Raw genomic sequence first — 22,303 nt, 5'->3', positions numbered from 1 at the left:
CAAGCGGAATCTTACGTAATATCCCAACATCACGAGCGGTGGGGGCGCCAGGGTGCCAGGACAGAGCGTGGGTGTGGTCGTCGATCCGGGAGTGCCACCGGAGGTGGCCGGTCTTCTGCGGGCCAACGCCGCGCTGCTGTCAAGGGTGCGCAACGGCTACGTGCCACCACCCGTCGTGCGCCCGTCGCAGCGCAGGAGCCCCTCCAGCGCCCTGCTCCTGGCGGCCACGCCCGTCGTGGTCGCGCTCATGGCCGTCTTACTGGCCTCGCCGGCCGCTCCGGCCGGGTTCGTGCTGCTGGGCACGTACGTCTTCATCGTCCTGGTGAAGATCGCCTCCATGAACGAGGTGCACGAGGACGACCGGCCGCGCGAACGCGGCGTGTACGAGCAGGCCCGCTGGTACGACGGCCGCTACCTGCTGCCCGAGGACTTCGACCCGGAGGCCGCGCACGTGCTCGTCCGGGCCCAGCGGGCCATCGGATCCGTGCTGCGCTCCCACGTCAACGCCGAAGGGCTGCTGGACGACGCCCGCAACGCGGTGATGCTGCCCGCGCAGGAGTGGGAGATCGCCCGCCTGCTGGCCAAGCTCTCCGCCCTGCGCCTGGAGCACAAGGAACTGCTGGCCAGAGGCATCGCCCCCGAGGTCGCCTCGGTCATCGAGCCGCTGGAGCGGGCGCTGGCCAACAGCGAGGCCGCCGTCGTCGCCCGCGTCGAGGCGCTGGAACGTTACGCCCGCCATGTCGCCGAGGCCGAGCGCGCCTACCACGCGCGGGGCCAGATCGAGGAGCTGCGCTCCCGGCTGCCGCGGTACGAGGAGTTGCTGGCCGAGGCGGGCGCCGACGGGCTGGCCGTGGCCGAGATCGAACGCCTGGCGCACGACGCCGACGTGCTCGAACGCACCTTACGGCGCAGCGTCGAGTCCGCCCATGACGCCTTCAGATACCTGGAAGGCTGAGTGGCGTTCGGGTGAGCAGAGCAGGCAGGCGCGCAGTCCCGGCACACAGGATCGACGACGCGCCAGGACGTCAGGCGAAGGTGATAGTCGATCCGGCGCTCCCCGGCGACGTCGCGTCCCTCCTTCGTGACAACCGCCGCATCCTCCTGCGCGTCCACGCGGGCTGGAGCCCGCCGCACAAGCGCCGTGGGCCCCTGGCGGAGGTGCTGGACAGGCTGCCGGGCGGGGTGGCCAGGACGGTGGCCTTCGCGACCGCCGCGGCCACGGCGGTCTACGGGCTGGTCCTGTTCGTCGCCGAGAACTACACACCCTTCGTGGTGATCATGATGGGGGCCGCCCTGCTGATCGTCAGCGTCCTGCTCAGGCCCAGGCCCGACGCCGAGGCCGAGCGGCGGCAGGCGCTCGAACGCGAGGTCCACGACCAGGCGCGCCGGCACGAGGGCCGCTACGTGCTGCGCGACGAGCTCGACGAGCCCGCCCGCGCGCTCATGGCCCGCGCCCAGGCGGCCATCGGCCTGGTCATGGACTCGAGCGTGCACGCCGAAGGGCTGCTGGACGACGCCCGCAACGCGGTGATGCTGCCCGCCCAGGAGTGGGAGATCGCCCGCCTGCTGGCCAAGCTGTCGGAGCTGCGCTCGGAGCATCAGGAGGTCGTCGCGGAGGGCGTCACCCCCGAGGTGGCCGCCGTGGCCGAGCCCCTGGCCGAGGTGCTCGACAGCAGCCAGCGGGCCGTGGTCGCCAGGGTCGAGGCCCTGGAGCGTTACGCGGGCCACGTCGCCGACGCCGAGCGCGCCTACCGCGCCCGCCATCAGATCGAACGTCTCAGCGCCCGCCTGCCCCGCTACGAGGAGCTGCTGGCCGAGTCGGGCGCCGACGGAGCGGCCATGCCGGAGCTGAGCCGATTGTCCGACGACGCCGACCGTCTTGAACAGGCACTACGTGACAGCGTGAGCTCGGCTCATGAGGCTTTTCGCCACCTACGTGGCTGACTTCCCCTAGGATCCGGATTTGTGGCGGATGTGGTTGTAGACCCCGGGGTGCCGCCGGACGACGCCCAACTCCTCAAGCAAGGCCGGCGGGTCCTGCTCAAGATGCGCCAGGGCTGGACCCCCGAATCCCGCCCGGCCGTCTCCAGCGGGAACCGCCGCGTGCTCTCGGGCGGCTTCGCGATGATGGCCCTCTTCGGCCTGGTGCTCGGCTTCGGCGGCCTGGGCCGAGGGCTCGGCCTGCTGATGCTGGTGCTGATCGGCGTCCCGCTGATGATCGTGATGTTCCTGCGCCACGACCTGTCGGCGGACGACGACGAGGACGAGGACGAGTACGAACGCGACATCTACGAGCAACTGCGCTGGTACGAGGGCAGCTACGTGCTCGTGGACGACCTGGACGAATCCTCCAGGAGGCTGCTCTCCCGCGCCCAGCGCGCGATCGGCGTCGTCCTCGGCGCCCGGGTCCACAGCGAAGGGCTGCTGGACGACGCCCGCAACGCGGTGATGCTGCCCGCGCAGGAGTGGGAGATCGCCCGCCTGCTGGCCAAACTGTCGGCCCTGCGCGCCAAGCACAGGGAGACCGTCTCCAAGGGGCTCACGCCCGAGGTGTCGGCCGTGGCCGAGCCGCTGGCCAGGGCGCTCGACAGCAGCGAGGACGCCGTCCTGGCCCGCGTGGAGGCGCTGGAACGTTACGCCGCCAACGTCACCGAGGCCGAGCGCGCCTACGTGGCCCACCACCAGATCGAGGAGCTGCGGGGACGGCTGCACCAGTACGAGGAACTGGTGGCCGAGACCGGGGCGGACGGCTTCGCCGTACCGGAGCTGGAACGGCTGGCGCGCGACGCCGACCGGCTGGAGCAGGCGTTGAGGCGGAGCGTCAGCTCCGCCCACGAGGCCTTCCGCTACCTGGAGCCGCCGACCCAGGAAGAGGACACCTGAGCCGCCTCCAGCAGCAGGTCGCACAGGGCGTCGGCCGCGTCGAGGCGGCCGAGCTTGGCCGCCGCCTGCCCCATCGAGGCCCGCAGGCCAGGGTCGGCCAGCAGCGGCATCAGCTCCGCCAGGAGCTGTTCGGCCGTGGGGCCGGGTTCGAGCAGCGCCCGCGCCGCGCCCGAGGAGGCCAGGTAGCCGGCGTTCTTGCGCTGCTCGTCGCCGCCGGTCGGGATCAGCGGGATCAGCACCGAGGGTTTGCCGATGGCCGTCAGCTCCGACACCGTGCCCGCCCCGCTGCGTGAGATCACCACGTCGGCCGCCGCGAACAGGTCGGCCAGCTCCGAGCCCACGTAGGGCACCGGGTGGTATCGGTCGGCCAGGTCTTGCGGCAGCGGCACGGCCCGCATCTGGTCGATCCAGGCGGGGCCGCACTGGTGCACGATCTGCGCGTGCGGCAGCAGCCGCGGCAGCACCTCCGCGATGAGCGTGTTGATCTGCTTGCTGCCCTGAGCGCCGCCCGTCACGTAGATCAGCGGCACCTCGAACGTCAGCCCGAACAGGTCGTAGGCCGCCGCCCTGTTGCCCTGCAGCAGCTCCGGCCTGATCGGATTGCCCGTCACCACGGCCTTGCCCCGGGCGGAGGCCGGCAGGTAGTCGAGCGAGGACTCGTGCGACAGCGCGATCCTGGTCGCGAGCCTGGCCAGGATGCGGTTGGCCAGCCCCACCACGGTCGTCTGCTCGTGCATGACCAGCGGCCGGCGGATCAGCTTGGCCGCCACGCCGATGGGCACCGCCACATAACCCCCCGTCGACAACACCACGTCGGGCAGGTAGCGGGCGGCGTGCCCGACCGCCTGCAGGACGCCGATCGGGATGCGGAACACGTCGGCGATGTTGGTGCCCAGCTCCTTGAGGTTGGGACGGCGGCGCAGCTTGCCCGTCGTGATCGCCTTGAACGGGATGCCGTGCTCGGCCGTGATCCTGGCCTCCAGGCCGTTCGCGGTGCCCACCCACAGCACGTCGTGCGGCACCTGACGTCGCTGGACCGCCGACAGGGTCGTCAGGGCCGGATAGGTGTGACCACCGGTGCCGCCGCCGGTGATCAACAGTCGCAGGGTTCGTGACATGCGATCAGAGTATGGCCGCGCAGCGGAAACCGGTGTGCCCGGTCGAGGAGTCCGGCGTGTTCGCGGTGCGGGCGGCCACGCGGTAGCGGTTGCAGTAGGAGTCGTGGCACATGTACGAGCCGCCGCGGATCACCTTGGCCGCGCCCTCGGCGGGCCCGGCCGGGTCCTCGGCGGACGCCTCCCACGTCGTGCCCCACCAGTCGGCCGTCCACTCCCACACGTTGCCCGAGACGTTGTAGAGCCCGTAGCCGTTGGGCTGGAACGACTTGACCGGCATCGTGCCCTTGCTCGGCGCGGTCGGGAAACGGCCCTGCCAGATGTTGCACCGCTGCCGCCCCTTCGGCGCCAGCTCCTCGCCCCATGGGTAGCGGGCCCGCTCCAGCCCGCCGCGGGCGGCCATCTCCCACTCCGCCTCGGTGGGCAGGCGCTTGCCCGCCCAGGCGGCGTACGCGGTGGCGTCGTTCCACGACACGTGCACGACCGGGTGGTTCTGGCGGTCGCCGACCGAGGAGCCGGGCCCCTCGGGCGTACGCCACGTCGCCCCCTCGACCCCGGCCCACCAGGGCGCGCCCGGCACGGTGGCCTCCATGACCCCGCCCGCGGCGAACTGACGGAACACGAACGACCAGCCGATCCGCTCGGCCTCGGTCACGTATCCGCTCTCCTTGACGAACGTGGCGAACTGCGCGTTCGTCACGCACGTGGGGTCGATCATGAACGGCCGCAGGCGCACCTCACGCACCGGCCCCTCGCCGTCCTCGGGACGCCCGTCCGGATCGTCCCCGCCCATGAGGAACGTCCCGCCGGGTACGCGGACCATCCCACGCGGCGACGCCCGCCGCACGGCGATCACCGGCCCTTCCTCGTAGGGCCCGGCGGCGGCGTCTCTGCTCGGGCCACAGCAAGCGCTCAACAATCCCCCCAAACGTGTCACGACACCATGGAAGGGTAGTGCCTGAAGTATGCCCACGATCACGCGGCCACCGGCCGCAGGCGAGGTTGCGGGGGATCGGGCAGCCCCATGTGAGCGCTCGGTCAAGGTGCCCGCCGACTCGGCCGCCACATTCCTGCCCTGTTTCCCAGAAAAAGCCGCAGACCGGTAGCTTTTTCTCATGCGACTCGGCGTGCTGGACATCGGCTCGAACACCGTCCATTTACTGGTCGTGGACGCCCACCGCGGCGCGCGGCCCATGCCCGCCTACTCCCACAAGGAGAATCTCCGCCTGACGGAGTACCTCGACGAGCACAACCACCTGGCCGGGGACGGCCCCGCGCGGCTCGGCGCCTTCGTCGAGGAGGCCGTCCACCTCGCCGAGGACAAGGGGGTGGAGGACCTGCTGGCCTTCGCCACCTCCGCCGTGCGCGAGGCCGCCAACGGCGAGGAGGTCCTGGCCCAGATCGCCGAGCGCAGCGGCGTGCGCATCTCCGTGCTGTCCGGGCGCGACGAGGCCCGGCTGACGTTCCTGGCCGTGCGCCGCTGGTTCGGCTGGTCGTCCGGGCGGCTGCTGGCCTTCGACATAGGGGGTGGCTCGCTGGAGATCGCCGCGGGGGTGGACGAGGAGCCCGACGTGGCCGTCTCGCTGCCGCTGGGCGCCGGGCGGCTGACCCGCGACTGGTTCACCGGCGACCCGCCGTCCGCGGAAGAGGTGCGCAAACTGCGCAAGCACGTACGCGCCGAGATCGCGCGCACCGTCGGCGACGTCGTCAGGTACGGCGAGCCCGACCGCGCCGTGGCCACCTCCAAGACCTTCAAACAGCTCGCCAGGATCGCCGGCGCGGCGCCCTCCAGCAACGGCCCGTACGTCTCCCGCTCCCTGACACGCCAGAACATGGCCGACTGGGCCGTCAAGCTCACCACCATGAGATCGACGGAACGGGCCGTGCTGTCGGGCGTGTCCGAGGGCCGGGCGGCCCAGCTCGCCGCCGGGGCGCTGGTGGCCGACGCGGCGATGGACCTGTTCGAGGTGGACCGGCTGGAGGTCTGTCCGTGGGCGCTGCGCGAGGGAGTCATCCTGCGCAGGCTCGACCTGCTGCCCGGGCGGCTCGATCAGTTGAACGGCACGGGGTAAGGCCGATCTATCTCCAACAACTTGCATAAACCGCTGGTGCGTGGGCATTGTCCGCCGAATGGTGGCAGTGCTCGGCACGATCGGTTCCCTGATGGTCGTCCTGATCCTCATCGTCTTGGCCGTGGTCGTCGGCCTGGTGGTCTTCCTGGCCGTCCTCGTGCTGATAGCCGGGACGATGACCGACTGGCGCGCGTTGTTGCGGCGGCTCACGCGCAGGAAGGCGCGGCTTGAGCTGAAACGCAGCGGCGACACGGTGCCCGACCGGATGCGCGCCGAACTCAGCGGCACCACCCCGTCCCTGCGCCGCCGCTTCCACCTCGGCGGCACCCACCCCAGGGGTCCACGCCGCACCCCGGGCGACCCGCGCCCCCGGCTGCGCCGCCACGAGAACAGGGAACAGCACACCAAGATCTAGGGGCGGGGGCCGGCTCAGGCGGACATCAGGTCAGGGCCGATGGCTCCGGGGGCGTAGCGGAGCCGCTTCTCCAGGCAGACCATCGCGCCGTTCTCGTGACGGTTGCTGAAACGGACGTCGTCGGCGAGCGCGCGCATGATCTGCAGACCGCGCCCGTGCTCGGAGGTGGGATCCGGCTTGACGATCTTGCGGGGGTCGAAGCCGTTGCCGGCGTCGATGACCCTGATGACGCACAGGTGGTCGCGGACGGTCGCGCTGACGGTGTAGTCGTCGCTGGGCTCGGCGTGCCGGATGACGTTGGAGCACGCCTCGGTCAGCATGAGCTCGATGTCATCGCGGACCTGATCCTCCACTCCGAGTGACCGCAGCGTTCCGTCGAGCATCTGCCGGGTCAGCGGCACGCTGGCCGCATCCCTCGGCAACCGGAGCGCTATCGTGGCTTCCACGGCGCCTCCTTCCTGCTTCCTGGCGGATGCGTGCCAGGACTTCTTCCCGCGATTGCCCGGCCCAATCGCCCCTTCCGCCCTCCTACGGCTCCAGCAGCCGCATGGCCACTTCCATGGTGGCCTTGTCGATCTCCTCATCCGACAGCTCGGTCTCAAGGGTCAGCCATTTGCCGGCGTGGAGCGCGAACAACGCCATCGAGCGGCTGATCCGCTCCGTCGGGGTGGCGCCGGGGTCGCTCATCTCCCTGGTCAGCGTCATCATCGTCTCGCGCATCCGGGTGAGCTGCGGATGGTCGCGCATCGCCGTCTGGTTGCGCTCCAGGAACTTGGCGACGTCGAGATAACGGCTCCGCTTGAGCGTTTCGGCGTAGCGTTCGAGCAGTTCACGCCGTGTCTGCAAGGTGTTCGGCCGGCTGCGGAACCAGGTGAGCAGCTCTTCCAGCTCCGTCATACGCATCTCGACCAGGCTGGCGATGATGTCGTCCTTGGTCCTGAAGTGGTAGTAAAGAGCGGCCTTGGTCACCCCGAGCTCTTCGGCGATCTCGCGCAGAGAAGTCGCCTCGTAGCCCTGCTCGGTGAAGAGCCTCAGCGCGATCTCCTGGATTCGGGTTCGCGTATCTTCTCGCACTTTCACACCTATATTCCGACTTGACGGCCGACAAGTAAGTATCTACCTTATTCTAGGCTTGCCGGTCGGCAAGTAAGCAAGATCGGAAATTCAGGGGGTGGGGGCAGTGACGGAGGCAGCCGGACGGCGCCGCGAGGTCATGGTCGTCCTGCCGGGGCTCATGCTGGCGATGGTCCTGGCGTTACTGGACAACATGATCGTGGGCACGGCCATGCCGCGCATCGTCCGAGAACTCGGGGACCTGACCCACTTCTCGTGGGTCGTCACGGCGTACGTGCTGGGCACGACCGTCTCGACCCCGATCTGGGGCAAGATCGGCGACCTGTACGGACGCAAGAACATCTTCATCATCTCCATCGTCATCTTCATGATCGGCTCGGCCCTCTGCGGCATGGCGGGCTCGTCGCTGTTCGGCGGCGCCGAAGGCGGCATGACGGAGCTCATCGTCTTCCGCGCGATCCAGGGGCTCGGCGCGGGCGGCCTGATGGTGAACGTCATGGCCATCATCGGCGACCTCGTCCCACCCCGCGAACGCGGCCAGTACCAGGGCATCATGGCCGCCATCATGTCGCTGGCGATGATCGCGGGCCCGCTCGTCGGCGGCTTCATCACCGACCACCTCGACTGGCGCTGGGCCTTCTACGTGAACCTGCCCATCGGCGCCGTCGCCCTCGTCCTCATCGTGGCGCGGCTGCACCTGCCCAAACACCACAACCGCGTCCGCATCGACTGGCTGGGCGCGATCCTGCTCTCGCTCGGCATCACTGCCTTGGTGCTCATCACCACCTGGGGCGGAACCGAGTACACGTGGGGCTCCTGGCAGATCCTCACCCTGGCGGCCGTCGCCGTGGTGACGCTGGCGCTGTTCGTCCTGGCCGAACGCCGGGCCGCCGAGCCCGTCATGCCGCTGCAGCTCTTCGCGAACCGCAACTTCACCCTGATCTCGCTCATCGGCTTCCTGCTCGGCTTCGCCATGTTCGGCGCGATCAACTTCCTGCCGCTGTTCCAGCAGCTCGTGCAGGGCGCCTCCGCCACCAACTCCGGCTTGCTGCTGCTGCCGATGATGGGCGCCTCCATGGTGGTCTCGCTGTTCGTGGGACGGGCCATCACCACCACCGGCAAGTACAAGGTGTACCCGGTGATCGGTGGCGTCGGCATGATCGTGGGCATGTGGCTGCTGTCCACCATGGACGTCACCACACCCGCCTGGGTGACCGGCGTCTACATCGCGGTGCTCGGCCTCGGCATGGGCTTCCTCATGCAGACCACGTTGCTCATCGCGCAGAACAGCGTCGAACAGCGCGACCTGGGCGTCGCCAGCAGCACCTCGACGTTCTTCCGCTCCATCGGCGGCTCGTTCGGCATCTCCCTGTTCGGCGCCATCTTCAACAACCACTTCCTGTCGGAGCTGACCGGGCGGTTCGGCCCGCAGGTGGCCGGGAAACTCGCCAAGGGCGGCTCCCAGATCGACGCCGCGACCCTCGCCCAGATGCCCGCCCAGCAGCGCACCGGGCTGCTGGAGTCATTGGCGGTGTCGATTTCCGGGGTGTTCTGGTGGGCCATCGCGTTCGCCGTCGCCGTACCGGTGCTGGCGGCCTTCATCAAGGAGATCCCGCTACGCGGCGCCGGCCCGGCAGAGCCCGCCAACGCGAAGACGCCCACACCGGCAGCCGGCTGAGCCCTGACGGGGCGGAAAATGGGAGGCGGATGGATGGGGTGAGTGTGGACAATCCACCGTATGCACACCTTCAGCCGTCCCCGGGTGGAAGACGCCGACGCCCTGTACGAGCTCATCTCCACCTACGAACGCGCAGTGCTCGGCGCCCCGGACACGACTCCGGAGGATGTCGCCGACGAGCTGGCAGAGCCCGGCTTCGACCGTGACAAGGACGGCTGGGTGGTCCGCGCGCAGGACGGGCGGCTCGACGGGTGGGCGTGGGCCTGGGCCGCGGGAGACGGCGACCTCATCGAGGTCGACGTGATCGTACGCCCCGGCGCCGGGGACCTGGCCGAGAAGTTGTGGCCGCTGGTGTCGGGGCGGGCCCGCGAGCTGGGCGCGGAACGCGGCCACGACGCCGTCACCCTGCACGTCGGCCTCTACCGCGCCGACCAGGGCAAGCAGGCCCTGGCCAAGGGGTGGGGCTTCGAGCCGGGCACCAGCTTCCACCGCATGCGCATCGACTTCGACGGGCCGGTCGAGCCGCCCGCCGTACCGGCCGGGCTCACGTTGCACGGCGGCCAGAGCGAGGAGGTACGGCGCGAGGCGCACCACGTGCACCAGGAGGGGTTCGCCGAGCACTTCGGATTCGCGGCGATCGACTACGACCTGTGGTACGAGCGCAGGCAGGCGCAGAGCGCGACCGACTGGAGCCAGCTCGTCCTGGCCAGGATCGACGGCAGAGCGGCGGCCGTGGTGATCGGCAACAACCAGTTCGTCTCCGACCAGGACTGCGGCTACGTGGCCACGCTCGCCGTGCTGCCGCGCTTCCGTGGCCGCGGGCTCGGACGGCTCCTGCTGCGCCACGCCTTCGCCGCCGACGCCGCCCGCGGACGCAAGGGCACGATCCTGCACGTCGACTCGGGCAACACCACTCCGGCGCTGGGCCTGTACGAGTCGGCCGGCATGCGCCCGGTGATGGCCATCGACATCTGGCGCCGCCGCCTGTGAACCGAACGCTCGAAACAGCCGAAAGCCGGAACGGCCGGCGGTCAGACGCGGTGCCGGGCCAGGTGGTCGAGCACCGACTGGTTGGCCTCCCAGCCGTCGGGAAACTTCACCGGCACCCCGAGCTGCACCGGCTCGGCCGACGGATGGGCGTCGAGCAGTTCGGCGATGCCCGCCCTGGCCACCACCACGCACGCGTGCCGATGCCGGGAGGCCAGCACGCACAGCCGTCCCGACTCCAGGTGGAAGGCGGTGGCGTCGCGCCGCCCCGACAGCGGATGGAGGACGACGGTCACGTCGTACTCGCGCCCCTGCAGCCGGTTGGCGGTGTCGACGGTGATCTCCGGCGGCAGCCCGGCAGCCCTGATGGCGGCCACCTGGTCGCGGTGCGCCGCCCCGACCGCGATCCGCTCGGCCGTGACCGGCCGCTCGCCCTGCTCGGAGTAGGCCGTGGCGCCCCGCTGCAGCAGCCGCTCGGCCAGCAGCGCCACCGCCTGGACGGCCTCGCCGTCGGTGCGCACGGTGTGCCGGTTCGGCAACTCCAGCAGCGCCCACCCCGACCGGGCCGCCTCCTCCAGCGCCCGGTCGTGCACGGTGCCCATGCCGCCCGTGGCCAGCTCCAGCCGCCGATCGGCGAAGCCGGTGCCCGAGCGGAACCCGGTGAACGGGTAGAACGCCCGCGACACCACAGGGGCGGCCGAGGCGGGCAGCCGCCACGACACCGGCAGCCGGTGCACGGGCAGGTCGGGATTGTGCCGCAGCAGCACCGACACCGCGCTCTGCAGCGGGTCCCACGACAGCCCCGACCAGCGGTCGCCGTCCACGATGGAGAACGGGTCGAGCTGCCCGGGATCGCCCACGAACAGCGCCCGCTCGAACAGCCCCGCGATCCGCAGCAGCTTGTCCGAGCGCATCTGGTACGCCTCGTCCACGATCGCCCATGGCCACACCCGGCCGCCGATCCACGCCCATTTGTCCGCGGTCGCGATGACGATGTCCGGATCGGCGAGATCCTGGATCCTGGTGCCGAAACGCACCCCCGGCAACTCCAGCATGCGCAGCGGCGGCACGTAGCCACCCGCCGACAGCCGGCCCACACTGAGCCGGGGATGTTTGTCGGTGATCCGCACGACCAGGTCGTCGACCTGCTCGTTGGTCTGGGCCACGATCATCAGCGGCTCGCCGGTGGCCGCGATGTGCGCCGCCGCGCGTACGACGAGCGTGGACTTGCCCGCGCCCGGCGGCGAGTCGACGACCACGCCGCGGTGCCTGGGCAGGTCGGCCAGCACGTTCGCGATGACCTGCTCCGGGCTCTCCGTCACGACCACTCCTCCTGGGCATCCTCGTCGTCGGGCACGTACTCCTGCGGCGGCCCGCCGTGCGTCCACGGCGTGGCCTCGGAGTCGGGCAGGTTGGGCGAGCCCTGGAAGTCGTCGGTGAGCGAGGTGTAACAGACCCGCTCGCCGACGTCGGGCACCGCGCCCGGCGCGGCCGTCTTGCCCCGGCCCATGCCCTTGGTGATCTTCAGCGTGGCGAGCCCGTCACCGGCCTCGACGAGTTCGGCGCCCTGGGCGCGGCGCTGCGGGGTGCCGAGAGTGGTGCCGGGCGCCAGGCGTACCGGATCGTCGGTTTTGATCACCACCAGGGGGCGGAGCTTGCGTGAGCGGCCCTCGCCCTCGACGTTGTCGGGCACGGTCTCGACCACCTCGCCCGCGAACGCCTCCCCGGTGAGCCGGTACTCGGCCATGACGAGCGGGTCGTCATAGGCGCGCTGCACGTCGTAGGCGGCCTGGGCGCGTTCCATGCGGGCCAGCTTGGCCGCCGCGGAGATCGCGCCGTCGCGCCGGGCCTGCGGCGGCGCGCCCTCGGCGATGTGGGCCGCCATGCCGCTGAACGAGCCGCGGTCCTGCTCCCACCGCTGCGCCACGCTCGCGCCCTCCTCCAGGCCCGCGAGCAGGTCGACGGCCTGCCACATCAGCCGCCAGGTGGGTTCGAGCTGGGTACGCAGCGCCTCGGTGACCCGCTCGGCCGACCCGCTCTCGATGGCAGGGGCGAGCACCTCCGCGTCGAACCCTGGATCGGTCGCAGGCCCCGCGGGCGGCCAGATCAGCGGGTCCTCGGCCGCCTCGCTCGGCCCCTCGGTGATCCAGCCGAGCAGCGCGGCCAGGTTGGCGTCCTCCAGCCCGCTCTGCCCGCTGGCCCAGTGGCGGCCCAGCTCCTCGGTCATGGCCAGCAGCGACGACGAGCCGGGGTAGGCCGCCCGTTCCCCGAAATAGGTCAGCCACCGCCCCAGCAGCGGCACCACGTCGGGCACCGGGTAGGGCCCGTCGGCGCGGCGGAAACGGGTCGAGCGGCCGAGCAGCCGGGTGAAGGCCACGCCCGTCTGGTTGGGGACGATGAGCTGCGGCGCGTCCAGCGCCCGCTCGTAGGGGTCGGCGTTCTTGCGCTCGACCGTCTCGGTGTCGGCCACGAAGCCCTCGATGTAGGCCAGCAGCACCCCGGCCAGCTCGGCGGCCCAGGCGAAGCGCTGGTCGCGGTTGCGCGGCTGGGTGACCACGAGCAGGCGCGGCCGCCGGCGGTCGGTGCCGAGCATGGCGGCCAGCGGCGCGGCGGCCTCGCCCGACAGCCGAAGCGGGATGAACACCATCGGCCGCGGTGCCAGATGCACGTGCCTGACGGTCGCGATGGGCTGCGCGATGCCCTCCTCCATGGCCCGCAGCCGGGCGAGCGAGGTCAGCAGGCTCAATTCAGGCACTCCCTGCGCAGGCGTTCGGCGTTGCGGAGCAGCCGGGCGATCTCCTCCTGCCCCTCGGCAGGGGCGCGCGTGCCGTCGGCCAGCCCGAGCGCCTCGGCCACCGACGCCACCCCGCCGAGCTCGTCGCGCACCTGACGGCCCAGCAGGTCGGAAGCGCCCTCCTGGCGGGCCTCGTCACGGCAGAAGAAGCACATGTCGCAGGCGGACAGGCAGTCGGGGGCGTAGCGGGCGGTGGTCCTGCGCAGCGCGTCCGCCAGCTCCGCCACCGGCCTGGTGGGACGCCCGTCCTCGCCGGGGAGCAGGTCGAAGGTGAGGTCCTCGGGCAGCCCTTCGAGCAGGCGGTCGAGCGAGGTCATCCTGGTGAGCTGACGGCGCAGCACGGCGAGCTGCTTGCGCACGTCGACCAGGGTCGCGACCGGGCGGTTGGCGAAGTTCTCCGGGCAGATCAGGACCACGTCGTGGGAGACCTTCGACGGGTCGTGGCCCAGCTCCTCCAGCAGGGTGCGCAGCGCCAGCACGTACACCGCCGCCTGCCGCGCCGCCGCCGCCACCGCCGACGGGTCGGCCTGGCCGTCGATCACCGCGAACGACTTGATCTCCACGATGTGGAAGCGCCCGCCGAGCTGGAAGGCCACCACGTCGGGCTCCAGGTAGGCGGTGTGCCCGGCGATGTCCATCGTCAGCAGCGGGTGGTCGTACAGCGTGCCCGCGTCCTCGGCGCCGCCCGCGGCGCGGTCGATGAGCGTCCTGGTGTGGGCGTGGCGCAGGTGGGCGCCGACGTTCTCCACGTCGTGGTAGGACACCTCTGCGACCGGCAGCCCGAGCAGCTCGCGCAGCATCCGCAGCAGCTCCGCGCACCCGTCGGCCTTGACCTGCGCCTCGAACATGTTGCCGCGCGTGATCGCGAACGGCGACTGGCCGAACGGCGCGGGGAAACCCAGATGGTGAGCCGCGGCGTCCTTGTCGATGCCGGCGCCGTCCAGCAGCGCCCTGCGGGAGCAGCCCGGGTTGGCGGCCAGGGCCGCGATGGCGCGGGCGTCGTGCGGGCGGGACGGCGTCGTGCCACGCAGGGCGTCGAGGCGGTGCACATGGTCGCCTTCGCGCTTCAAGCCGCTCACTTGGCCCTCTCTTTCTTGATCGTGCTCAGCGTAGCGGCGCCGAACAGCCGGGCGACGTCACCGAGCTGCGCTGTCGCGCGTCGTGCCAGCTCGGCGCGGTCCCGCGTGTCGCGCCCCGCGTGCACACCCAGCTCGGCGCGGGCCGCCTCGATCACCCGCCCGCGGTCGGGCGGGCCGATCTCGGCGTCGGTGGCGCCGGGGATGTTCCTGGCCATCCTTGCCAATAACCGCGAGGTCCGCTCAGCGTCGCCGTCGTGCGAAGCCACCGCGATGGCGCAGGTCAGGAAGTCGACACGCGGGCTGAGCGGCCCGACCACGCGCCGCTCCAGCGGCCAGGTGCTGAGCGTGAGCAGGCCGCGGGCGGGGGAGAGGCGGTCGGTCAGGGCCGCACACAGGTAGAACGGGCGTCCGCCGGGTGAGGACCGGAACGAGCGCTCCTCGTCCCTGCGCAGGCTGGTGAGCTGGCCGCTGCGGATCGTGCCGCCGAAGAACGCGTCGCTGACGGCCACGACCAGCCTCGGCTGCGCCGCCGCCCCCAGCAGCCGCAGCCCCTGGTGCACCTGCTCCCTGACGGTGACCAGGCGCGGCGGCTCGGGCGCGGCCTGCGGCTGCTCGCCGCTGACCAGGGCGTCCCAGGCGCGTTCCGCGGTACGCAGCTCGGCGCGCAGGACGCGGGCGCCGGCACCGTCCTTGACCCGCATCGCCTTGCGGACGCCCGCCCGCAACTCGTCGATCCGGCGCTCCAGATCGTCCAGCCGGTCACTCATGGCGCGAGCGTACCAACAGTCCCAGTATTTTCCAGTATTTCGGCGGTATCGTCGCCATCACGTGATCTACATCGTAAAGGCGGGCGCGCAGGCTGGTTTTCCGCACCTCACTCCAACGTGCCCGCCCTTCTCCACGCCGCCGCACTTCGGCAGGGGTGCCTTTGGGGAGGTGAGGAGTGACACCGGCAAGTGCGGAAACGCGGGGTTAGGCGGGCACCGCCGACACCCAGGTACGGTCCTCGGTCAGGAACCCGTCCAGTCGCAGCCCCTCCGTGGCCAGCTCGGCCGCGAGCTCGTCGTCGGTGAGCCGCTTGGAGGAGAACGACTGCGTCCAGACCTTGGCGTCGCCGTAGGTGTAGCGCATCGTCGCGTGGTAGACGCCGGGGGAGACCTCCTCGACGGCCGCCATCGTGATCGTGACGTCGCCGTCGGTCCTCGTTCTGCCCACGTACCACCTGTCGTGCGCGGAGGCCGGCATCCACTGGATCAGTACCACGCCGCCCGGGACCACGTGCCGCGCGCAGGTGGCGATCAGCTCCCGCCTGTACGCGTCGTCGGCGGTGTTGACGAGCTGGGAGGCCAGCATGACGGTGTCGAAGCGCCGATCCAGCCGTAGCCCCTCCACCCGGGCGAGCACGGTCTGGGCGTCCTGCACGAGGGCCAGCATCTCTGGGGACTCGTCCACGGCGACCACCTCGAAGCCGAGGGCGAGCAGCGGGTGCGTCACCCTGCCCACGCCCGCGCCGAGCTCCAGGACCGAACCGCCGGGCGGGGTCACCTGGGCGACCAGCTCGGGCTCGCCGTTGGGCGGGAGCATGCTGTAGAACTCGACCGGAGATCCGTCGGGGGAAATGGGGCCGGGGCCCGTGCCATTGTTCCGCATGACCCGACGCTAACCCGCCCACCTTCCCCCCGCACCCCCCAACAACCCGCCCACCCTTTCTCGCGCACCCCAACCATCCACGCGATCCGCGCCGTTTCCCTCGCGCCGCATCATCCGCACCTCGACGCCCCGCGTCTCCTCGCCCAGCCCCACACCGCACCACCGGCACGGTGCCCACCCCCGCCTCTCCGCCCCGTTTCAGGCCGCTCCAACTCGTTCCGCACGTCGTGTTACCGCGCACCGCTGCGGGTTTCTCCGCCGGGGGTCCCCGTCCTGTGCACGCTTGGCGTCGCTCGGTTGTTCCGATGCTCGGCCGGGCCGTCGCAGAGGCTCGCGACCGGTCGTGTCGGCGGGGCCGGGGGATGAGGTTCGATGGGTGCGGGACGAGGGGACTATGCCCCTGTGACCCCTGAGATTCGTCAACTGGCGGGCGCCGCCGCAGGTCTGGTAGCCCTGGCCCCCGTCTACTACCTCACCGAGGCCGCCGCCAGGGCGCTGCGCGTGGGTAACGCCACATTCGCCCCCTCACCCCAGGGCCTGGCCTACCTGGGTGCGGTGGCGCTGATCATCAGCCTCCTGATGGCGTGGCCGGCGGCGGCGCTCGGCTGCGGGCTGCCGCTGGCCGCGGCGGGGTCCCTGTTCGTCCTGGACCTGGACTCCGCGCTCGGTGTGGCGGTCCGCCTGCCGTGGGCGGCGGAGGGCGGGCTCCCGTGGTCGCGTCCCGACGGCCTGCCGTGGGCCGAGCTGGCCGAGCCGCCCGGCACCATGGCGGGCATGACCGGCCTGTACGCGCTGATCGGCGTGCTCCTGGTGCTCTCGGCGCTGCTGCCCGGCCGGTTGCGATCTATATTGAGCGGGTGAGCGGACGGGACCCGGATCGGCGCAGGGCGTTGCTCGACGCCGCCGATCGGGTGATCCTGAGCGAAGGCCCCGAGGTGTCGATGGCGGCCATCGCCGTGGAGGCGGGCATCACCAAGCCCATTCTCTACCGCCACTTCGGCGACAAGAGCGGATTGTACGAGGCGCTGGCCGACAGGCACGTTCGCACGGTGATCGCGCTGCTGCGGCCCAAGCTCGCCGAGACCGGCGCCGACGTGCGGGCCAGGGCCGGGGCGGCCATCGGCGTCTACCTCGACCTGGTCTCGGCCAACCTCAACCTCTACCGCTTCCTGTTCCACCGGGCCGGCGCCGAGGACACCAGGGTCCGCTCCCACATGACCTCGCTGGTGCGCAGCCTGGGCGAGGAGCTGGGCGGGATGTTGTCGGCCGAGCGGGTGGTGCGCGACCCGGTCAGGGCCCAGGTGCTCGGGCACGCGTTCGTCGGGATGGTGCAGACGACCGGCGACTGGTGGCTGGAGCACCAGGAGGTCGACCGCGCGCAGGTGGTGGAGGGCCTGGTCGACGTGATCGCGGCGGCACTCACGTCCGGGCGGGTCTAGCGGCGCTCACGTCCGGGCGGGTCTAGCGGCGCTCGCGTCCGGGCGGTTCTAGGCGGCGCGCAGCATTCGCGGCAGGTCCCACTCGGTCGCGCAGACGCGACGCCCGATCGCGCCCGGCTCAACCGAGCGCGTCCCGCCGCGCAGGTGCCGCCTGGTCTGCATGACGCAGATGATGCCTATTTGAGCACCCCGAACGTCTCAACGCCACCCGGTCGACGGGCGGCCCGCCGGCCGACTCGTAGGCCGCGACCAGGGCGGGGTGGCCGCCGAACCCGCCCGCCGGCAGCGGCGAGCCGAACCGCCACGTTTTCACGCACAACCACTCCAGGTCCTCGAGGGGATCACAGGCATGGGCCGGCTCCCAGTCGAGCACCGCCCTGAGACCCTTGGACCCGACGATGAGGTTGCCGTTGCGGAAGTCGTCGTGCACGCGGCAGCGGATCCTCCTGCTGCTGCCGCGGCACGCACGACGGCGGCATGCGGTGCACGGTGGCCGGCGCCCGGTCAAGGCAGCCAGCTCACCCGGTCGCGCAGGAAGGCGTACCCGACGAAGGCGACGGCGTCGATGAGCGTGTGGGCCACGATCAGCGGCATGGCCCGCCCCCAGCGCTGGTACAGCCGCCCGAACACCAGCCCCATCACCACGTTCCCGACGAACCCCCCGAACCCCTGATACAGGTGGTAGGACCCCCGCAGCAGCGATGACACCACGACCGCCCGCCACGGCCCCCACCCGGCCTGCCCCAGCCGGTGCAGCAGGTAACCGGCCACGATGACCTCTTCCAGCACCCCGTTCTGGGCGGAGGCCAGCAGCAGCACCGGCACCTGCCACCACACTTCGGGCAGTTGGCCGGGTACGACGGTCAGGTTCACGCCGGACGCCCACACCGCCAGGTAGAAGGCCAGCCCGCTGCCGCCGATCGCGGCCGCCAGCAGCGCCCCGCGCACCGTGTCGCGCCCCGGCTCCCGGAAGTCGGCGCCGATCGTGCGCATCGACTCGCCCGAGCGCACCATCAGGTACGCCACCAGCCCGACCGGCGCCACCGCGATCGCGATCTGGACGAGCTGCAACGTCAGGTCCAGCCAGGGCCGCCCCGGCGCCATGGACCCGACGAGCACCGCCTGCTGGTTCTGCAGCTCCTTGGGCGCGGTGAGCGCCCCGACCAGCCGCACGAACGCCAGCAGCGCGCTGGCCCCGAGCGAGACCGACAACACGGCGATGACCTCGGCCCTGATGAGCTTCGGCCCGAGCACCGGGGGCGGTGCGAGGGGAGAGGGTGTGTGCATGGCCGCAGAGTAGCCCCGAAATGATCGGACCCGGATAAAACCCCACAAGCTGGCGTCTCTGCCGCCCGGCTGGGCGTGGCCGACGACGTCGAGCTGGCCGCCGCCGTCCGCGAGGGCCGGATCGCCGGCGACCACGCCCTCGTCACCGTCCTGGAGCAGGCCGTGTGGGCCAAGCTCGAGGTGGCCGACCCCGGCCACCTCGAGGCGGACTGACCCGGGTCAGTGAGAGCCGGTGGGGTCGAGGTCCTTGACCTTCGGGTCGCCCTCGTCGGCGAAGTAGTCGTCGCGCGCCGTCGCGTCCTCGCCGTCGGCGACCTTGGCCGCGCGGAAGGCCAGCGTGCCCAGCACCGCCACCACCAGGTTGACGGCCAGCGCCAGGAACCCGGCGTAGATCGTCATCTTGGTGTCGAACCCGAGGTTCGACAGCCCGAACGCCGAGCCGCCGAAGTGCTGCTTGCCGTTGGCCGGGTTGGGGATCAGGTACAACATCCACATGCCCGCCGCCAGCCCGGCCGCCCAGCCGGCGATCAGGCCGCCCTTGTGGAACCAGCGCGTGTACAGGCCCAGCGCCACCGAGGGCAGCGTCTGCAGGATGATCACGCCGCCGATGAGCTGCAGGTCGATGGAGAACTGCGGGTCGAGCAGCAGGATGCACAGCACCGCCCCGACCTTGACCACCAGCGACACCAGCTTGGAGACGTTGGCCTCCTGGGCGTCGGTGGCGTTCTTGTTGAGGTACTCGCGGTAGATGTTGCGGGTGAACAGGTTAGCCGCCGCGATCGACATGATGGCCGCGGGGACGAGCGCGCCGATGCCGACGGCGGCGTAGGCGACGCCGGTGAACCAGTCGGGGAACATCTGGTCGAACAGCATGGGCACGATCGTGTTGGTGTCGGGCTTGCCGTTCTCGCCGACGACCGGTTTGGTGCCGGCCGCGATCGCCATGAAGCCCAGCAGCGCGATCAGGCCCAGCAGGAAGCTGTAGGCGGGCAGCGCCGACATGTTGCGCTTGATGACGTTGCGGTTCTTCGAGGCCAGCACGCCGGTGAGGCTGTGCGGGTAGAGGAACAGCGCCAGCGCCGAACCGAGCGCCAGCGTTATGTACTGGAGCTGGTTGGCGGCGTTGAGGGTGATCCCGTCGCCCTGGGCGGGGGTGGCGTCGAACTTGGCCTTGGCCGCGTCGAAGATCGAGTCCCAGCCGCCGAGCTGGGACGGGATGTAGATGACCGCGGCCAGGATCACGATGTAGATGAGCGTGTCCTTGACGAAGGCGATCAGCGCGGGCGCGCGCAGCCCCGACTGGTAGGTGTAGGCGGCCAGGATCGCGAAGGCGATGATGATCGGCAGGTGCCCGGTGATGCCCATCGACTTCAGCACGGCCTCGATGCCGACGAGCTGCAGCGCGATGTAGGGCATCGTGGCCACCAGCCCGGTGATCGCGATGGCCAGCGCCAGCGTCGGCGAGCCGAACCTGGCCCGGACGAAGTCGGCCGGCGTGACGAATCCGTGCACGTGCGAGACCGACCACATCCGCGCCAGCACCAGGAACACCAGCGGGTAGACGACCACCGTGTACGGCAGCGCGTAGAACCCCAGTGCCCCGGAGCTGAACACCAGGGCGGGCACCGCCACGAAGGTGTAGGCGGTGTAGAGGTCGCCGCCGACCAGGAACCAGGTGATCCAGGAGCCGAAGTTGCGCCCGCCCAGGCCCCATTCGTTGAGGCTGGCCAGGTCGGTGGGCCGCCGCCAGCGCGCGGCCACGAAGCCCATGCCGCTGACCAGGAGGAACAGCAGGACGAAGACGACCAGCTCGGTCGTGTGCTCGCTCATTTGGTCATCCGGTAGACGATGGTCGTCGTCGTGACGCCCACCACGATGAACGCGATCTGCAGCCAGTAGAAGAGCGGGAAGCCCAGCAGGCGCGGTTCGTCGGCGTTGAACAGGAACGTCAGCAGCGGCAGCACGATCGGCAGGACCAGCAGCCAGTTCCACGGGCTGCGGTCGGTACGCGGCTGCCCGGGTTCCCCGGTAGTCATCGACCCTCCGATGAATCGACAGTTTGTCAGAGGGGAGAGTAATTTATGGCGGTATTAAACCCAAAGACCGTTATGTCACGTTTTGGCCTAGATGTTGCAGGCGTGCGTCTGGCATGCCCGCAACGGCACCTTAATGACGGACCGCCACCCGAAGATCACTCGATCGGCGAACGGTCGGTTGCCCGCGGCGAACGGTCGCCAGGTGTGTGCGCGGCTCAGGCCGTCCTGTCGGCCGCCGTCTTCGGCTCGTGCCGCACGTCGCCCGGCTGCCCGACGGGCCGCGTCCAGGCGGCGAACTCCACCAGCGTCCCGTCGGGGTCCTTGAAGTAGATCGAGCGCACGAACACGCCGTCGTGCATCTCGGGCGCCACGCCGAACTCGCTGTCGTCGTGGTTGAGCAGCACGCCCACGTCGACGCCCTTGGCGATGAGCCGCTCGCGGTACTCCTCGATCTTGTCCGGCGGCACGTCGAAGGCGATGTGGTTCATCGAGCCGACGGCCGAGACCAGTTCGCCCCGGTCAGGCAGGTTCTTCGGCGCCGACACCCCCGGGACGCCGTCGGGCGCGTCGGGGAACCAGAAGAAGGCCAGCGCGTTGCCGCCGCCGCAGTCGAAGAAGAAGTGCTGCCCCCAGCCCAGCGGCAGCTCGATGGTCTTGATCAGCGGCATGCCCAGCACGCCCGAGTAGAACTCGACCGTCTGCCGCATGTCCGAGCAGACCAGCGCGACATGGTTGACGCCACGGAGCTCGAATTCGCCGTTCATGGTAACTCCCTGCTTATCACAGGGATTCAGCAAAAAACATGACATGAGGTGTCGGCTTTTCGCGGCACGATCGTCGCCATGATTGCGTTGGTGGCGGGGGCGACCCGCGGAACGGGACGAGGAATAGCGGTCGCGCTGGGCGCGGCGGGCGCGACGGTGTACTGCACGGGACGCAGCACGCGCGCCCAGCGGTCGGAGATGAACCGGCCGGAGACCATCGAGGAGACGGCGGAACTGGTCACGGCCGCCGGGGGCGCCGGCATCGCGGTCCAGGTCGACCACCTGGACTCCGAGCAGGTGCGGGCGCTGGCCGGGCGGGTCGAGAGCGAGCAGGGCCGGCTCGACGTGCTGGTCAACGACGTGTGGGGCGGCGACCACCTGTGGGAGTGGGACACCCCCGTCTGGAAACACGACATGGACAAGGGGCTGCGATTGTTGCGGCTGGCGATCGACACCCACATCATCAGCAGCCGGCACCTCCTGCCGCTGATGATCAAGGACAAGGGCGGGCTGGTCGTGGAGGTCACCGACGGCACCTGGTCCTACAACGAGACCCGTTACCGGGAGAACGTCTACTACGACCTGGCCAAGATGTCGGTGAACCGGCTGGCCTTCGCCTGGTCGAACGAGCTGCGCCCGTACGGGGGGACGGGGGTGGCCGTCACGCCCGGGTTCCTGCGCTCGGAGGCGATGCTGGACAACTTCGGCGTCACCGAGGACAACTGGCGCGAAGCCAAGGTGGACGACAGCTGGATGGTCTCCGAGACGCCCGCCTACGTCGGCCGCGGCGTGGCCGCGCTCGCCCAGGATCCCGACCGGCAGCGCTGGTCCGGCAAGTCCGTGACCAGCGGCGACCTCGCGCAGGCGTACGGGGTGACCGACGTGGACGGCAGCCGCCCGCAGGTGTGGCGCTACATCATCGAGGCCCGCGAGAACGGCGGGAACACCGGCTGGGAGTCCTACCGGTAGGGCCAGGAAGCGCCGGCCGGGAGTTGCGCCGGTAGCGGCCCGGAACGCCGGGCCGCTACCG

Annotated in this window: 25 protein-coding genes; 11 read left to right on the top strand and 14 right to left on the bottom strand. The window is 70.8% G+C overall.

Annotated elements, in window-relative coordinates; all coding sequences use genetic code 11:
• Positions 1–67 precede the first annotated feature (67 nt).
• From ACFOY2_RS07880 to ACFOY2_RS07870, 3 genes are all read left to right on the top strand, one after another.
• Entirely contained in the window at positions 68–955 is an 888-nt protein-coding gene (locus tag ACFOY2_RS07880; protein ID WP_379527262.1) for a hypothetical protein, read from the top strand.
• Between the two features lie 80 nt (positions 956–1,035).
• Positions 1,036–1,944: a hypothetical protein gene (locus tag ACFOY2_RS07875; protein WP_379527261.1), complete on the top strand. Its 909-nt coding sequence runs from the start codon at positions 1,036–1,038 to the stop codon at positions 1,942–1,944.
• A 21-nt stretch (positions 1,945–1,965) separates the two neighbouring features.
• Complete coding sequence (locus ACFOY2_RS07870; RefSeq protein ID WP_379527260.1) at positions 1,966–2,883, top strand: hypothetical protein; 918 nt, start codon at positions 1,966–1,968, stop codon at positions 2,881–2,883.
• Here ACFOY2_RS07870 and ACFOY2_RS07865 read toward each other — a convergent pair.
• Positions 2,847–4,001: a UDP-N-acetylglucosamine--N-acetylmuramyl-(pentapeptide) pyrophosphoryl-undecaprenol N-acetylglucosamine transferase gene (locus tag ACFOY2_RS07865; RefSeq protein WP_379527259.1), complete on the bottom strand. Its 1,155-nt coding sequence runs from the start codon at positions 3,999–4,001 to the stop codon at positions 2,847–2,849. The two genes, ACFOY2_RS07870 and ACFOY2_RS07865, sit on opposite strands and share 37 nt — an antisense overlap.
• A gap of 4 nt (positions 4,002–4,005) precedes the next feature.
• Positions 4,006–4,917 (bottom strand): formylglycine-generating enzyme family protein, encoded by a 912-nt coding sequence (locus ACFOY2_RS07860; protein ID WP_449290130.1) that lies wholly within the window; start codon positions 4,915–4,917, stop codon positions 4,006–4,008.
• Between the two features lie 196 nt (positions 4,918–5,113).
• Here ACFOY2_RS07860 and ACFOY2_RS07855 point away from each other — a divergent pair, with 196 nt between their 5' ends.
• A complete protein-coding gene (locus ACFOY2_RS07855) occupies positions 5,114–6,070 on the top strand; it encodes a Ppx/GppA phosphatase family protein (RefSeq protein WP_379527258.1) in 957 nt (318 codons plus the stop codon).
• 58 nt (positions 6,071–6,128) lie between these two features.
• Positions 6,129–6,485, top strand: a complete 357-nt coding sequence (locus ACFOY2_RS07850; protein WP_379527257.1) for a hypothetical protein — start codon at positions 6,129–6,131, stop codon at positions 6,483–6,485.
• 14 nt (positions 6,486–6,499) lie between these two features.
• Here ACFOY2_RS07850 and ACFOY2_RS07845 read toward each other — a convergent pair whose 3' ends face one another.
• Positions 6,500–6,931, bottom strand: coding sequence for an ATP-binding protein (locus ACFOY2_RS07845; RefSeq protein ID WP_379527256.1), 432 nt, complete (start codon positions 6,929–6,931; stop codon positions 6,500–6,502).
• Between the two features lie 82 nt (positions 6,932–7,013).
• Positions 7,014–7,559 carry a TetR/AcrR family transcriptional regulator gene (locus tag ACFOY2_RS07840; protein WP_379527255.1) on the bottom strand — a complete coding sequence of 182 codons (546 nt, stop codon included), beginning with the start codon at positions 7,557–7,559 and terminating at the stop codon, positions 7,014–7,016.
• Positions 7,560–7,665: 106 nt separating this feature from the next.
• On the opposite strand from ACFOY2_RS07840, the gene ACFOY2_RS07835 reads away from it, so the two are divergent.
• Positions 7,666–9,237 carry an MDR family MFS transporter gene (locus ACFOY2_RS07835; RefSeq protein WP_379527254.1) on the top strand — a complete coding sequence of 524 codons (1,572 nt, stop codon included), beginning with the start codon at positions 7,666–7,668 and terminating at the stop codon, positions 9,235–9,237.
• 60 nt (positions 9,238–9,297) lie between these two features.
• The gene (locus tag ACFOY2_RS07830; RefSeq protein ID WP_379527253.1) at positions 9,298–10,227 is read left to right on the top strand and encodes a GNAT family N-acetyltransferase; all 930 of its coding nucleotides are present in this window, start codon (positions 9,298–9,300) and stop codon (positions 10,225–10,227) included.
• A gap of 41 nt (positions 10,228–10,268) precedes the next feature.
• Here the strand turns inward: ACFOY2_RS07830 and ACFOY2_RS07825 are convergent, their stop codons facing one another.
• The 5 genes from ACFOY2_RS07825 to ACFOY2_RS07805 all read right to left on the bottom strand — a co-directional run bounded on the left by ACFOY2_RS07825 (position 10,269) and on the right by ACFOY2_RS07805 (position 15,747).
• Entirely contained in the window at positions 10,269–11,546 is a 1,278-nt protein-coding gene (locus ACFOY2_RS07825) for an AAA domain-containing protein (protein WP_379527252.1), read from the bottom strand.
• The gene (locus ACFOY2_RS07820; RefSeq protein ID WP_379527251.1) at positions 11,543–12,979 is read right to left on the bottom strand and encodes a hypothetical protein; all 1,437 of its coding nucleotides are present in this window, start codon (positions 12,977–12,979) and stop codon (positions 11,543–11,545) included. Before ACFOY2_RS07820 ends, ACFOY2_RS07825 begins: the two co-directional genes overlap by 4 nt.
• Positions 12,967–14,097 carry a hypothetical protein gene (locus ACFOY2_RS07815; RefSeq protein ID WP_379527250.1) on the bottom strand — a complete coding sequence of 377 codons (1,131 nt, stop codon included), beginning with the start codon at positions 14,095–14,097 and terminating at the stop codon, positions 12,967–12,969. Before ACFOY2_RS07815 ends, ACFOY2_RS07820 begins: the two co-directional genes overlap by 13 nt.
• Positions 14,094–14,864, bottom strand: coding sequence for a hypothetical protein (locus tag ACFOY2_RS07810; RefSeq protein WP_379527249.1), 771 nt, complete (start codon positions 14,862–14,864; stop codon positions 14,094–14,096). Before ACFOY2_RS07810 ends, ACFOY2_RS07815 begins: the two co-directional genes overlap by 4 nt.
• Positions 14,865–15,069: 205 nt before the next feature.
• Positions 15,070–15,747 carry a class I SAM-dependent methyltransferase gene (locus ACFOY2_RS07805; protein WP_379527248.1) on the bottom strand — a complete coding sequence of 226 codons (678 nt, stop codon included), beginning with the start codon at positions 15,745–15,747 and terminating at the stop codon, positions 15,070–15,072.
• Positions 15,748–16,149: 402 nt separating this feature from the next.
• Between ACFOY2_RS07805 and ACFOY2_RS07800 the strand changes: the two genes are divergently transcribed.
• Together ACFOY2_RS07800 and ACFOY2_RS07795 are read left to right on the top strand one after the other, a co-directional pair.
• Positions 16,150–16,608: a hypothetical protein gene (locus ACFOY2_RS07800; RefSeq protein WP_379527247.1), complete on the top strand. Its 459-nt coding sequence runs from the start codon at positions 16,150–16,152 to the stop codon at positions 16,606–16,608.
• Positions 16,605–17,186, top strand: coding sequence for a TetR/AcrR family transcriptional regulator (locus ACFOY2_RS07795; protein WP_379527246.1), 582 nt, complete (start codon positions 16,605–16,607; stop codon positions 17,184–17,186). The genes ACFOY2_RS07800 and ACFOY2_RS07795 overlap by 4 nt, the downstream gene beginning before the upstream one ends.
• 118 nt (positions 17,187–17,304) lie before the next feature.
• On the opposite strand, the gene ACFOY2_RS07790 is transcribed toward ACFOY2_RS07795, so the two are convergent.
• On the bottom strand, positions 17,305–17,793 hold the full coding sequence (locus ACFOY2_RS07790) for a phosphotransferase (protein ID WP_379527457.1): 489 nt from the start codon (positions 17,791–17,793) through the stop codon (positions 17,305–17,307).
• A complete protein-coding gene (locus ACFOY2_RS07785; RefSeq protein WP_379527245.1) occupies positions 17,691–18,473 on the bottom strand; it encodes a CPBP family intramembrane glutamic endopeptidase in 783 nt (260 codons plus the stop codon). The genes ACFOY2_RS07790 and ACFOY2_RS07785 overlap by 103 nt, the downstream gene beginning before the upstream one ends.
• A 75-nt stretch (positions 18,474–18,548) precedes the next feature.
• Here ACFOY2_RS07785 and ACFOY2_RS07780 point away from each other — a divergent pair, with 75 nt between their 5' ends.
• Positions 18,549–18,686: a hypothetical protein gene (locus ACFOY2_RS07780; RefSeq protein WP_379527244.1), complete on the top strand. Its 138-nt coding sequence runs from the start codon at positions 18,549–18,551 to the stop codon at positions 18,684–18,686.
• A gap of 6 nt (positions 18,687–18,692) precedes the next feature.
• Here ACFOY2_RS07780 and mctP read toward each other — a convergent pair whose 3' ends face one another.
• From mctP to ACFOY2_RS07765, 3 genes are all read right to left on the bottom strand, one after another.
• A complete protein-coding gene (gene mctP / locus ACFOY2_RS07775; protein WP_379527243.1) occupies positions 18,693–20,303 on the bottom strand; it encodes a monocarboxylate uptake permease MctP in 1,611 nt (536 codons plus the stop codon).
• A complete protein-coding gene (locus ACFOY2_RS07770; protein ID WP_379527242.1) occupies positions 20,300–20,509 on the bottom strand; it encodes a DUF3311 domain-containing protein in 210 nt (69 codons plus the stop codon). Before ACFOY2_RS07770 ends, mctP begins: the two co-directional genes overlap by 4 nt.
• A 215-nt stretch (positions 20,510–20,724) precedes the next feature.
• Positions 20,725–21,273 (bottom strand): VOC family protein, encoded by a 549-nt coding sequence (locus ACFOY2_RS07765; protein ID WP_379527241.1) that lies wholly within the window; start codon positions 21,271–21,273, stop codon positions 20,725–20,727.
• A gap of 78 nt (positions 21,274–21,351) precedes the next feature.
• On the opposite strand from ACFOY2_RS07765, the gene ACFOY2_RS07760 reads away from it, so the two are divergent.
• A complete protein-coding gene (locus ACFOY2_RS07760; protein ID WP_379527240.1) occupies positions 21,352–22,242 on the top strand; it encodes an SDR family oxidoreductase in 891 nt (296 codons plus the stop codon).
• Positions 22,243–22,303: the final 61 nt, after the last annotated feature.

Source organism: Nonomuraea purpurea, from assembly GCF_042650645.1.
In the GTDB taxonomy this organism is placed as follows: domain Bacteria; phylum Actinomycetota; class Actinomycetes; order Streptosporangiales; family Streptosporangiaceae; genus Nonomuraea; species Nonomuraea purpurea.
Note: the sequence above shows the minus strand (reverse complement) of the source record. Positions and strands in the feature narration are given on the sequence as shown.

Bases quoted from the DNA above. Each gene is read 5' to 3' on its own strand.
- ACFOY2_RS07865 (WP_379527259.1), bottom strand. From the start codon at position 4,001: ATGTCACGAACCCTGCGACTGTTGATCACCGGCGGCGGCACCGGTGGT.
- ACFOY2_RS07855 (WP_379527258.1), top strand. From the start codon at position 5,114: ATGCGACTCGGCGTGCTGGACATCGGCTCGAACACCGTCCATTTACTG.
- ACFOY2_RS07850 (WP_379527257.1), top strand. From the start codon at position 6,129: ATGGTGGCAGTGCTCGGCACGATCGGTTCCCTGATGGTCGTCCTGATC.
- ACFOY2_RS07830 (WP_379527253.1), top strand. From the start codon at position 9,298: ATGCACACCTTCAGCCGTCCCCGGGTGGAAGACGCCGACGCCCTGTAC.
- ACFOY2_RS07810 (WP_379527249.1), bottom strand. From the start codon at position 14,864: ATGAGTGACCGGCTGGACGATCTGGAGCGCCGGATCGACGAGTTGCGG.
- ACFOY2_RS07805 (WP_379527248.1), bottom strand. From the start codon at position 15,747: ATGCGGAACAATGGCACGGGCCCCGGCCCCATTTCCCCCGACGGATCT.
- ACFOY2_RS07785 (WP_379527245.1), bottom strand. From the start codon at position 18,473: ATGCACACACCCTCTCCCCTCGCACCGCCCCCGGTGCTCGGGCCGAAG.
- mctP (WP_379527243.1), bottom strand. From the start codon at position 20,303: ATGAGCGAGCACACGACCGAGCTGGTCGTCTTCGTCCTGCTGTTCCTC.
- ACFOY2_RS07770 (WP_379527242.1), bottom strand. From the start codon at position 20,509: ATGACTACCGGGGAACCCGGGCAGCCGCGTACCGACCGCAGCCCGTGG.
- ACFOY2_RS07765 (WP_379527241.1), bottom strand. From the start codon at position 21,273: ATGAACGGCGAATTCGAGCTCCGTGGCGTCAACCATGTCGCGCTGGTC.
- ACFOY2_RS07760 (WP_379527240.1), top strand. From the start codon at position 21,352: ATGATTGCGTTGGTGGCGGGGGCGACCCGCGGAACGGGACGAGGAATA.